13 protein-coding genes are annotated in these 11,702 nt (G+C 48.8%); 1 reads left to right on the top strand and 12 read right to left on the bottom strand.

The window, feature by feature from the left end:
• Window positions 1-303: 303 nt before the first annotated feature.
• The 6 genes from AB4114_RS14830 to AB4114_RS14805 all read right to left on the bottom strand — a co-directional run bounded on the left by AB4114_RS14830 (window position 304) and on the right by AB4114_RS14805 (window position 6,025).
• Window positions 304-525, bottom strand: coding sequence for a hypothetical protein (locus AB4114_RS14830; RefSeq protein ID WP_441989120.1), 222 nt, complete (start codon window positions 523-525; stop codon window positions 304-306).
• A 50-nt stretch (window positions 526-575) separates the two neighbouring features.
• Window positions 576-842, bottom strand: coding sequence for a DUF1294 domain-containing protein (locus AB4114_RS14825; RefSeq protein WP_312886373.1), 267 nt, complete (start codon window positions 840-842; stop codon window positions 576-578).
• A 93-nt stretch (window positions 843-935) separates the two neighbouring features.
• On the bottom strand, window positions 936-2,984 hold the full coding sequence (gene recG, locus AB4114_RS14820) for an ATP-dependent DNA helicase RecG (RefSeq protein WP_441989119.1): 2,049 nt from the start codon (window positions 2,982-2,984) through the stop codon (window positions 936-938).
• 3 nt (window positions 2,985-2,987) lie between these two features.
• Complete coding sequence (locus AB4114_RS14815; protein WP_441989118.1) at window positions 2,988-3,848, bottom strand: DegV family protein; 861 nt, start codon at window positions 3,846-3,848, stop codon at window positions 2,988-2,990.
• Window positions 3,849-3,893: 45 nt separating this feature from the next.
• Window positions 3,894-5,636, bottom strand: coding sequence for a DAK2 domain-containing protein (locus AB4114_RS14810; protein WP_441989117.1), 1,743 nt, complete (start codon window positions 5,634-5,636; stop codon window positions 3,894-3,896).
• Between the two features lie 29 nt (window positions 5,637-5,665).
• Window positions 5,666-6,025 carry an Asp23/Gls24 family envelope stress response protein gene (locus AB4114_RS14805; protein WP_028558212.1) on the bottom strand — a complete coding sequence of 120 codons (360 nt, stop codon included), beginning with the start codon at window positions 6,023-6,025 and terminating at the stop codon, window positions 5,666-5,668.
• Window positions 6,026-6,274: 249 nt separating this feature from the next.
• Here AB4114_RS14805 and rpmB point away from each other — a divergent pair, with 249 nt between their 5' ends.
• Window positions 6,275-6,463, top strand: a complete 189-nt coding sequence (gene rpmB / locus AB4114_RS14800) for a 50S ribosomal protein L28 (protein WP_029197753.1) — start codon at window positions 6,275-6,277, stop codon at window positions 6,461-6,463.
• 105 nt (window positions 6,464-6,568) lie between these two features.
• On the opposite strand, the gene spoVM is transcribed toward rpmB, so the two are convergent.
• From spoVM to AB4114_RS14770, 6 genes are all read right to left on the bottom strand, one after another.
• Complete coding sequence (gene spoVM / locus AB4114_RS14795; protein ID WP_036634233.1) at window positions 6,569-6,649, bottom strand: stage V sporulation protein SpoVM; 81 nt, start codon at window positions 6,647-6,649, stop codon at window positions 6,569-6,571.
• Window positions 6,650-6,983: 334 nt separating this feature from the next.
• Window positions 6,984-7,229 carry a hypothetical protein gene (locus tag AB4114_RS14790; RefSeq protein ID WP_441989116.1) on the bottom strand — a complete coding sequence of 82 codons (246 nt, stop codon included), beginning with the start codon at window positions 7,227-7,229 and terminating at the stop codon, window positions 6,984-6,986.
• A 16-nt stretch (window positions 7,230-7,245) separates the two neighbouring features.
• Window positions 7,246-7,896: a ribulose-phosphate 3-epimerase gene (rpe, locus tag AB4114_RS14785; RefSeq protein ID WP_441989115.1), complete on the bottom strand. Its 651-nt coding sequence runs from the start codon at window positions 7,894-7,896 to the stop codon at window positions 7,246-7,248.
• Between the two features lie 5 nt (window positions 7,897-7,901).
• Complete coding sequence (gene rsgA, locus AB4114_RS14780; protein ID WP_441989114.1) at window positions 7,902-8,834, bottom strand: ribosome small subunit-dependent GTPase A; 933 nt, start codon at window positions 8,832-8,834, stop codon at window positions 7,902-7,904.
• On the bottom strand, window positions 8,834-10,936 hold the full coding sequence (pknB, locus tag AB4114_RS14775) for a Stk1 family PASTA domain-containing Ser/Thr kinase (RefSeq protein WP_441989113.1): 2,103 nt from the start codon (window positions 10,934-10,936) through the stop codon (window positions 8,834-8,836). Before pknB ends, rsgA begins: the two co-directional genes overlap by 1 nt.
• Window positions 10,933-11,697, bottom strand: coding sequence for a Stp1/IreP family PP2C-type Ser/Thr phosphatase (locus AB4114_RS14770; protein WP_441989112.1), 765 nt, complete (start codon window positions 11,695-11,697; stop codon window positions 10,933-10,935). Before AB4114_RS14770 ends, pknB begins: the two co-directional genes overlap by 4 nt.
• Window positions 11,698-11,702: the final 5 nt, after the last annotated feature.

The following is an 11,702-nucleotide window of genomic DNA, read 5'->3' as shown; positions in this document are numbered from 1 at the left end:
TCCAAGCCGATATCATGAGGCCTGGAAGGCAAATAAATTAGGGGTAGTGGAGATTACCCTTTAAAAAAGGTTGAATACGAAAAATGAGAAACTGCGAGAAAGCAAGTATTCAGCAGATAGACTCCATAATTAAGGGGCCGAACCGAAAATGCGAAGAACTTCTAAAATCATTGATTTTACCTACATAATATCCATCTAATCTTCAATTTTGGAAGTTTTCAAAGAAAATAGCTGGCGTTTTTCCAGTTAAATTGTTTAGGGGTAGGTGCGCGGCCGGCAAGGAGGGGCTTGGAGTTCAGGGGTTCAGGAGTTGAGGTTCAGGTTCAGGTTCAGGTTCAGGTTCAGGTTCAGGTTCAGGTTCAGGTTCAGGTTCAGGTTCAGGTTCAGGTTCAGGTTCAGGTTCAGGTTCGGGTTGAGGTTCAGATTCAGATTCAGATTCAGGTTCAGATTCAGGTTGAGGTTCAGGTTCAGATTCAGGTTGAGGTCGAGCTTCGGGGTTCGGAGGTTCTCAGTTAGCCATCCCACCTAACATCCCACAAAAAAACAGCCACCGTTCCCGGCAGCTGTCCCTTCATTTACATATACATGGCGATGAGAATGACGCAAATGCAATTTAACGCAATGAGTAGCGGAAAGCCCACAACAAACGAAGTATGCTTCGTTTTGTGACGCCACATGCGCATGCCGAGCCAACCGCCTATCCCACCGCCGAGAGCAGCGAGTAGAAACAGGCGTTTTTCCGGTACGCGGCGTCCGCCTTTTTTGGCTTGTCCTTTGTCATGTCCCATCTCAACAAACGTAATGATATTCATCAATAATAAATAAATGAGAAAATAAGTCACGGCCGTACACCTTCATTCCCCTAAAATAGTGCAACTACTCCTATCTTAAAAGGGAACGCGCTAGGGGTCAACTTGTGTCCCCACCATGATCTACTAATCTAGCACTTCGCTGTCAAAAATATGAGCCCGCTCCAAATACGCCCTGAGCGGCATGAACGAAGCTCCCGTCCAGAAGGTCGAGTCGCCGACTAATTCAGCCGCATCATCGCGCGCCTGCTCCATAACTTCGAAATCCGCCATCATATCGGCGATGCGGAACTCCGGCAGCCCGCTCTGCTTCGTGCCGAAGAAATCCCCCGGCCCGCGCAGCTCGAGATCGCGCCGCGCAATCTCGAAGCCGTCGGTGGTCTCCGTCATCGCCTTCATGCGCTCCTTGCCGACCTCCGTCTTCGGGTCGGCGATGAGCACACAGAAGGACTGGTGCTCGCCCCGCCCGACCCGGCCGCGCAGCTGGTGCAGCTGTGACAGGCCGAAGCGGTCGGCGTCGTAGATCACCATCAGCGTGGCGTTCGGCACGTCCACGCCAACCTCAATCACCGTGGTCGACACGAGCGCCTCCACGGTGCCTTCCTTGAAGGCGCGCATGATCGCTTCCTTCTCCTGCGCGCTCATACGCCCGTGCAGCAGGCCGATCCGCATCTGCGGAAAATGCTGCTGCAACTGAATGTGGACATCGATCGCATTCTGCACGTCCAGCTTGTCCGACTCCTCGATGAGCGGACAAATAATATACGCCTGACGGCCTGCGGCCACCTCGCGCTGAATAAAGCCGAGCACACGCTCCAGCATCGCATGCTGAACCGCGTACGTCTTGATCGGCTTACGTCCCTTCGGCAGCTCGCGCAGCGTCGAAACGTCCATGTCGCCGAACGCCGTAATCGCCAGCGTGCGCGGGATCGGCGTCGCCGTCATCGTCAGCACGTCCGGATTCATCCCTTTGCGCCGTAGGATGCTGCGCTGGTTCACCCCAAAGCGATGCTGCTCGTCCGTCACAACGAGACCTAACTGGCGGAAATACACATCCTCTTGAATCAGCGCATGCGTCCCAACCAACACATGGATCAAGCCCATCTGTAAAGAGGCCAGCAGATCCCGTCGCTGGCGGTCTGTCACGCTTCCGGTCAGCAAAGCGACCTGCAGCCCATAAGGCTCGAACAACGTGCTGAGCGAGCGATTATGCTGCTCAGCGAGGATCTCCGTCGGCACCATCAGCGCGCCTTGGAAGCCAGCCGTAACCGTCGCGTAGAGCCCTATAGCCGCGACGATCGTCTTCCCCGCACCGACATCGCCCTGCAGCAGTCGGTTCATCGCGTAGGGCTCCTGCATGTCGTGCAGGAGCTCACCAACGACCTTCTTCTGCGACTCCGTCAGCTGGAAGGGGAGCGCGCGCACGAAGGCGCGTACAGCAGGCAGATCAACCTGCTGCTTCAAACCATCCGTGCGGCTTCGCGTCACAGCCCGGTAAGCCTGGAGCTTGAGCTGGAAGAGGAACAGCTCCTCATACACCATGCGCCCCCGCGCCTGCTTGCCCTCCTCCACGCCACTCGGCGTGTGGATAATAGCCAGCGCCTTGCTGCGCGACATAAACCCATACCGGTCGGTGATACTCGCCGGCAGCACCTCACGGATCAAGGCGCTGTACTGTGTCAGCGCCTGCCCTATGATCTTACGCATCCATTTCTGCGTAATCGTGCCCGCAACAACCGAATACACCGGCTGAATGGTGCCGGTGTTCGAATCCCCTTGTCCGGGAAACTCCGAATCGGACACACTCATTTGCCGACGCTTGGCGTCCCATTTGCCAGTCAGAACAATCTCCTGCTGTGGCCGCAAGCGATCCTTCAAGAAATGGCGATTGAACCACACCGCCGTCAACAGAAAATCGTCGACCATCACCTTACAGGATAGACGGGATTTGCCGCTGTAGCGCTGCAGCACCGGTTCCCCAATGATATAGCCCTTCACGGTGACACGGTCACCATCCTTCACACTAGCTAAATCGCGAACCGTGTAATCCTCGTAACGAAATGGCACATATTCGAGTAAATCCATAACTGTAAAAACGCCCATGGCGTTTAGCTCAAGTGCTTTTTGAGCGCCAACTCCATGGACTTCACGTACTTCAACTTGATTTAAATCCATCTCTTACACCGTACCTACGAAGGCTGCAATGGTACCTGGTCCAGCGTGTGCGCCAATAACAGGACCTAAAGTGATATATTCCACGTGCTCCACAGCGAACCGCTGCACGATGGCCTCTCGCAGCCCCTCCGCACCTTCCAGATTATTAGCATGAGCAATATGCAGCGTGCGGATCGTCTTGTCGGACAAATCCGCCGCTAACAACTCAAGAATGCGTGCAATCGCTTTTTTGTTACCACGAACCTTATCAATAACCGTCACTTCACCTGCACGATCTAAAGAAAGAATCGGCTTAATGTTTAATAAGGAACCGAACAAGGCCGAAGCCTTGCCAATCCTACCGCCTTTCTGAAGAAACTCAAGCGTGTCTACAAGGAAATAAATATAATATTGCGCTCTCATCGTCTCAATGAGCTTTAGGATCTCGTCCACACTTTTCCCAGCTCGAGCCGCTTCGGCAGCAGCTACAACAAGCGCACCTATCCCATACGAGGCCGAACAAGAATCAATGACGTGAACCCTGCCGACTTGATCTCCTTCAAGCATTGAAGCAGCCAATTCAGCTGTCCTGTACGTTCCACTCAACACGGAAGCCAAATGAATCGAGATCACCTCGGTACCAGGTTCCTCCAACAAGCTCTGATAGAAGTTCAGAAACTCACCAGGTGAAGGCGTTGACGTTGTTGGGAAGTGTGAGGATGACGTCAGCTTCGTATAGAAATCCTCCGACTGCAGCGTCACCGCATCCAAATACTGTTCTTCGCCAAAATTAATTTTGAGCGGCACCATTTCGATGTTCAACGATTCTCTGACAGCCAATGGAATATCGGCCGTGCTATCCGTTACAATACGAATATTTGTCACAGGGCTCACTCCAATCACGAATTTACACTACCTGCTTGTACGATCCTATTCAACGGAGAATAGATAAGCGTACAAGGGTTGTCCACCAGGATGAAGCTCAATTTCCATATCTGGATACATCGACTGGATAAAATTCTCCAACTCTTCCATGCCTTCCTCCGTCGCATCTTCGCCCGTCAGGATCGTTACGATTTCGCTGCCTTCATCGATCATTTCCTCCAGCAGCTTCTTGCAAGCGTCCATCAGACTTGGCTGCGAAGAGACAATCCGCCCATCTTGAATACCGATGAAATGGCCCTGTTTAATATCGATCCCATCCATGTTCGTATCACGCACCGCATACGTCACTTGACCGGATTTCACACGTCGCAGTGATTCATTCATCGCGTCCGTATTCGTCTGTGCATCCGCCTTCTCCTGGAAAGCCAGAATGGCTGCTAGTCCTTGCGGAATGGATTTCGATGGGATGACGATCAGTGTTTTGTTATCGACGAGATCAACCGCTTGCTGCGCGGCCAAAATAATATTCGAGTTGTTCGGAAGCACATAAATCGTGTCCGCATCAATACTGTTCACTGCGTTCACGATATCCTCTGTACTTGGGTTCATCGTTTGTCCGCCAGACAGCACGACATCCACACCCACACTGGATAAAATGTCCGTAATTCCGTCACCCAGTGCAACTGCAACGAAGCCATACGGCTTATTGGGCACAGCAACTGCAACTGCAGCAGCAGGACTCACAACAGGAGCCTCATATCCATGCGTCACGTCTTCTAATATATGTGAATGCTGATCACGCATATTTTCAATTTTGATCCGGCTGAGTGCGCCGTAATTCATCGCTTGATTCATAACCTCGCCAGGGTATTCTGCATGAATATGCACCTTCACGAGCTCTTCATCAGCAACAACAAGGAGCGAATCTCCCAGCTTGCTAAGCTGCTCACGGAATACGCCTTCATCAAACGTAAAGCCCTTGACCTTGCCTGGAGCAATCGTCAACATAAATTCCGTACAATAGCCGAACTCGATATCTTCCGTAGCTAAATGGGCTTGTGCTGGCATATGAGCATGTACTTCTTTGGCCAAATTCATACCAGGAAGAAGAGACACCTCACCTAGATTCGTATCCATCGTAGCAAAGTCCTCATCGACTTGTACCAGTCCGCCACTTAACGACGTTACGAAACCTTCGTAGACACAGACAAGACCTTGGCCTCCCGCATCAACAACACCGACCTGTTTAAGAATCGCAAGTTGATCTGGTGTTTTGGCCAGTGCTTCCTTGGCTCTGCCCAACACCTCATTCATCAAATCCAATACATCACTGCTGCGGCGGAATTGCACGGCATGTTTAGCCGCTTCCTTCGATACTGTTAAAATCGTGCCCTCAACCGGTTTCACAACAGCCTTATACGCTGTTTCTACGCCTTGCTGCAAGGCAGCCGCAAATTGTTGGCCATTCACACTTTCTAAATCATGCACATATTTCGCGAAACCGCGGAACAATTGTGACAAAATCACACCGGAATTGCCTCTTGCACCCATCAGTAACCCTTTGGACAATGCATCAGCTGCTTTCCCAATATGAGAAGATGGCTTCTTTTTCAGTTCCTCACAGCCTGCTGTGAGTGTTAAATTCATGTTGGTGCCAGTATCTCCATCGGGTACAGGGAATACGTTCAATCCATTAACCTTATCTACATTCCTGCGAAGGTTATCCGCACCCGCCAAGACCATGGCAGTGAAGTCATTTCCATTTATTGAAATAAAGCGCTTACTCAAAGTGATTCCCCTTCCTGGTTATCGGGCTTTTATTTGGCCACTCGCACGCCTTGAACAAAGATGTTCACGTCGTCTACTTGCAGCCCTACAACTTCATTTAAAATATATTTGACTTTCGTTTGGACATTACCTGCCACTACGGATATTTTGGTTCCATAGCTGACAATAATATAAAGATCAATTTCAAGTCGGCCGTTCTCTCTACGAACTTCGACACCACGACTCAAATTGTCTCGACCTAACAGCTCAGCTATACCATCCTTCAATTGCTTTCTCGTTGCCATGCCTACAAGACCATAGCAATCTAATGCAGCAGATCCGGCCAGAGTTGAAATCACTTCATTGGTAATATACACTTTTCCATACTCGGTTGTGAGTTCAATCGGCATTATGTAACAACTCCTTCAAGTTTCGCTATACCAAGACTAATCTTCATTGTACTATAACATACTTCATAAATAAACGGCAAAAATGAAGCTAATTCGTTGACTAGGCTCCTTTTGCTATGCTATTATGTTTAAGTGTGTTTTTGCTGGTTACGTTCACGTATCACAAGTAAAAATTTGAGGAATACTGTCATGTCAAGCTTAGGCTTGCCACCCAGGCTTCTTTGTATACTGCCGAAGGAGGTGTCAAACATGTCCCGCAAATGTTTCATTACAGGTAAAAGTCCTAGTTCAGGAAATCACGTGTCCCACGCTAACAATAAAAACAAGCGTACTTGGGGAGTTAACGTTCAAAAGGTTCGCATCCTCGTTGATGGTAAACCGAAACGGGTTTACGTAAGTACTCGTGCGTTGAAATCCGGAAAAGTGGCTCGCGTTTAATTCGTAGCTACGGATACTTAACTTACTTATGTGAATGACAAAAAGCACCTTAATCGGTGCTTTTTTTGCATTCCTGGGGAGAATGACGTAAGGTATGGGCAAACCCTAGTTTTTACTAAACGTATTAAGTACAGCTTTCACGAATCCTCCCAAAAATCTCGGCAGTTTGATTGTGTAGAATTTCATTCTCTACCCCTCCTTAGAGTTTTCGTCAGAAAACTGGGTTCGAAAGCATCAGCTTAGAATGATCGTCAGTCCACTGACCTCGTTCAAGCATTCACTTCGCGGCCCGTCAGCCGCCTATTCACAAGCTTCTGCTTGTTCTAGCGCCAGTTCACTGACCTTCTTGAGCAAACGTTTCACAACGTGCATGACTGCTCCTAAAACATCATTACAACAGTGTATGCCCAGAGCGTAGAAAAAGTGCCTTCTATTTTTACTTCCTCCCACAATTCAGTTGCTTCCAGAAAGCAAAAAAAGCTACAAGAGCGCATCACTCTTGTAACTATATGTATGCGTGCTATGGAGCGGTTATGCCCGCCTCATTGTACAATGCAACAATTAAACTGAATATGAAATAGAAGAATACCGAAATAACGATAAACCATACGCGGAAGCTAATTTGTTCAAATCGACGGAAGAACCGCATCCCTACGTAGAGAGCGCCAAGCGAGAAAATGTACTTCACAAAATCATCTATGGTTGAAAAACACGTCAATAAAACCGCGCAAAGCAGACTGTACATCAGTAACCAGAGAAATCTCATTGTCCTTTGTCCCCTTTTAGCCGCGTATTCGTCTAATGGCCTCAGTACGGTCCTGTTGCCCGAATACGGCATTGCCGGCTACTAAGACATCAGCGCCCGCCTCTATGACCTGACGAGCTGTTATCTCGTTGATACCGCCGTCTACTTCTATGTGAAGCCCCGTAAGCCCCTTCGCATTCGCCTGCTCACGCAGCGCGCGAATTTTATTCAGCATACCAGGGATGAACGCCTGCCCACCAAAGCCTGGATTCACCGTCATAATGAGTACGAGATCCAAGTGCTGATCAAGCACATGCTCGATCAGCGAAATTGGTGTAGCAGGATTCAACACAACGCCAGCTTTAATACCGCTTTGCTTAATAAGGTCGAGCGTCCGGTGCAGATGCGTACAAGCTTCAACATGTACAGAAATCAGATCCGCGCCAGCCTTGACAAAATCAGGAATATAGCGGTCCGGCTTTTCGATCATCAAATGAACATCAAGCGGCAGCTTGGTGACTGGACGAATCGCGTCAACAACCAATGGACCAATCGTAATATTGGGCACAAAATGCCCATCCATAACGTCGACATGAATCCAATCTGCTCCGCCCTGCTCCACTGCCTTAATCTCGTCGCCAAGCTTGGCAAAATTGGCAGATAAAATAGAAGGTGCTACATATACCATTACGCCTAATACCTCCTCTTCCGTTCCTTGATTTCAGTTAGAAATAGCAGGTAATGATCATAACGAGAAGCTGCGATCGTCCCACTCGCAACGCCGTCCCGCACTTTACAGTCCGGTTCATGCAAATGCAAGCAGCCTCTGAATCGACAGCCCTCAGCAACAGCCGCGAACTCTCTAAAACAGCTGCTCAGGCCTTCCGCCTCGACCTCCATGAAGTCCAACTGGCTGAAGCCCGGTGTATCGGCAACAAGACCTCCATTAGCAAGAGGCAACAGCTCCACATGACGAGTCGTATGCTTTCCTCTTCCTAATCGCTGAGAGATCGCATTCGTCTCTAGATCAAGACCGCTAATCATTTTATTCAATAAAGAGGACTTGCCAACACCGGATTGTCCAGCAAACACACTCACTTTGCCATCCAAATGCTGTAGAATCGCCGCTACGCCMTCTTCTAGTCTAGAGCTCGTCGTAACGAAGGGATAACCAATTCCCTCATAAAGAGTCGTAATTCGCTTAAATTCAGTCGCAGTCATTTCTTTGGCATGAGAAGCATTGTCATCCGTCTCCGTCAGCAAATCGCTTTTGGTGAAGCATAACAGCACATCAATCCCCGTATTTTCGATATGCACAAGAAACTTGTCCAATAGCTGCGTATTCAGAACAGGCTCCGTCACCGAAAAAACAAGCACAACCACGTTCACATTCGCGATCGGCGGACGAATAAGCTCCGAAGAGCGAGGAAGGATTTCCGTAACGGTTCCTTCCCCATTCTCTGTGGCTTCGTACACAACACGATCTCCAACAAGCGGCGTTATATTTCTATTTTTGAACACGCCTCTTCCACGGCAGGTCACTGTATTCCCMTCCAGAAGAGCAGCTCCTTCAGGCAATACATAATAATAACCGCTAAGCGCTTTGACAATGAGTCCTTGCGGCATTAATTGGCCCCTCCAGCAGGTGGTTTAGAAGCTGTTCCACCAGTTTGACCTTGGCTATTCCCACCAAYGGGAATAGCGGGTCCAGTATTTTGTGTCTTCGGAGTCGGGGATGGACTAGGCGATACCGTCTTCCCATTTTTCTGATCCAAATAATCTTGATAGGTGCGTGTGATTGAATTAACCAAGCTGTCTCCTTCTTTGATCAAGATTACGGCTTTTTTGTCCGGTGAAACAATGACTTTAACATCCAAGTTTTGCGGCTTCGAGACTTTTTCCGTCAAGTATTCGAAGTTCTCATACTGGGCGTCGCTCACAATAATTTTGAACACAGAGTCCTTGCCTTCTGTAGTAGGCTTCACAGGTACGCTAACTGTCAGTTGACCAGCTTCCTCTGGCAAGCCATCACTAATGACGAGTGAAATCTCCCCGCCAATGGAGGCTTCCTCATCTTTTTTATAAGGAAACTGGGCGATTACTTTCCCTTTAGCTACTTTGTAGCTCTTCTCACGAGTAATGCCATTGACGGGGAGCTTCAGACCCAGCTTCGTAATTTGTGCCTTCGCCTCTGCTTCCGCCAAGCCAACTAAGTCTGGCATTTTAACCGTTTCCTTCGCTTTGCTCACCGTTAAGGTAATTGCGGCTTTTTCCAGTTCAAACTCCTCACCAGGAGGCGGTGACTGCTTGAGAATCAGATCCGGCGCATTGTCGGATGTTTCAGGTTTGATCGTAATTTGGTCATCCTTAATACCGAGTCCCTGCAGCTTTAATTTAACATCGTTTAGGGTTTGCCCCACATAATTGTCCATTTTGACTTTGGGAATGCCTTTACTCACGTAAAGAATGACCTTCGTACCAACATTCAGTCTCATCCCGCTTGGATCTTGACGAATGACCGTATCTTTGGGCAGCTTGCTATCCGCGTCGTATTCAACCGTCCAGCCTAATTTGGCAACCGTTAGTTCGGCTTGCGCTTGTGTCAGTATCTTGTTCTCAACATTCGGGACCTCAACAGTCTCAATGGCGAACATCCCTTTCACATAACCAACCATATACCACATGGCGCCCAGCACAATTAACAAAACAGCAATCCAGATGAGCGGCTTAATCCAGCCTTTCCCCTTCGAAGGAGCAGGCTCTTCTCGCCAAGCTGGCTTGTCTGGTTCATCATCGTCGTCGTCATCGAATTGCGCTAGCTGATCGGCGCGAATGGCTGGCATAACCAACGTACGTTCTTCATCCATGCCATAAGCATCCCAGAAAGCAACCTTCGCTTCATTCCGACGATCTGGAGCCAAGCACGTATCGAGATCGGCCATCATCAGCTTCGCAGATTGATACCGTTCTTCCGGCTTTTTGCGCATCGCCTTCAGTATAATGTTCTCTACACTTTGCGGAATCAGCGGATTCACCTTACGCGGCTCTTCCACATCTTCCTGCAAATGCTTCAAGGCGACGGAAATCGGACTTTCCCCCAGAAAAGGAAGTCGACCGGTCAGCATTTGATACATCACAATGCCAAGCGAATACAAATCCGATTTTTCCCCCGTATTCGTGCCTTTCGCATGCTCAGGCGAGAAATAGTGAACAGAACCGACGACAGATCCGGTTTGCGTAATCGTAGATGATGTCGCAGCTCTAGCAATACCGAAATCCGTCACCTTCACACGGCCGTTTTTGCCAATTAGAATATTGTGCGGCTTGATATCGCGGTGAATAATTTCATTATGATGAGCGTGATCAAGTGCATCTGCAATTTGACTTGCATAATGAACCGCATCTTCCACCTGTAATGGCGCCTTTTCTTTAATCAAATCATTCAGCGTCTTGCCTTCAATATATTCCATCACGATGTAATGGACATCTTCTTCTTGCCCAACGTCATAAATACTGACAACATTAGGATGAGATAGGGAAGCGGCTGCTTGTGCTTCTCTGCGGAAACGACGAATGAATTCTTCATCGTGTACATACTGTGAACGCAGCACTTTGACAGCCACTTTACGATTCAAAAGCAAATCATGCCCTTTGTAGACTAAAGCCATGCCGCCTCCGCCAATACGTTCTAAGATCTCATAGCGGCCTCCAAGCTTTCTACCGATCAATTCCCATCACCCCTTTTTTCGTCCGAATCCTGATCATGTGCAAATAAAAGGACCGTTACATTATCATCTCCGCCTTCGCGAAGCGCGCTCTGGATTAACGCATCTGCCGCATCTTCCAACTGCTCGTTTTCCCGAACAATTCGCAGAATATCCGCATCATCGACCAATCCGCTCAAACCATCCGAACAAATGAGAATAACATCGTCTGGACGCCACGTGTACTCATAGAGATCCACTTCCACACTAGGCTCAGTGCCTAGTGCACGTGTAATCCAATTACGTCTTGGATGATGATCAGCCTCTTCCATCGTTAGCTGTCCATTCTTAACAAGCTCGTAAACTAAGGAATGATCCTCCGTCAGTTGTTGAATGGAATCCCCAGTCAGTTTATACGCACGACTATCTCCGATATGTCCGATAATGAGAAGCTCCTGTGAAGCAATAATGGCAACGACAGTCGTTCCCATGCCATGGTACTTTTCTTGATCCGACGCAAAAGCATAAATCTCCTCGTTCGCCTTCTCAATCGCTTCCCTCAGTATTTGCTTACAGGACTCCACCGACATTCCCCAATGGATGGATTGCAATTGCGCTCCAATCGTGTCAATGGCCATTTGACTGGCAATATCACCAGCTTGATGCCCCCCCATTCCATCAGCAACAATAGCCAACGATAGGCCATTGAGTTGATGGTAGATAGCGGCACGGTCCTCATTGACTTGACGGACCTTCCCTATATCGGTACGACTTACCATCTTCATCCGGC

The organism is Paenibacillus sp. 2RAB27, from assembly GCF_052115445.1.
In the GTDB taxonomy this organism is placed as follows: domain Bacteria; phylum Bacillota; class Bacilli; order Paenibacillales; family NBRC-103111; genus Paenibacillus_E.
Note: the sequence above shows the minus strand (reverse complement) of the source record. Positions and strands in the feature narration are given on the sequence as shown.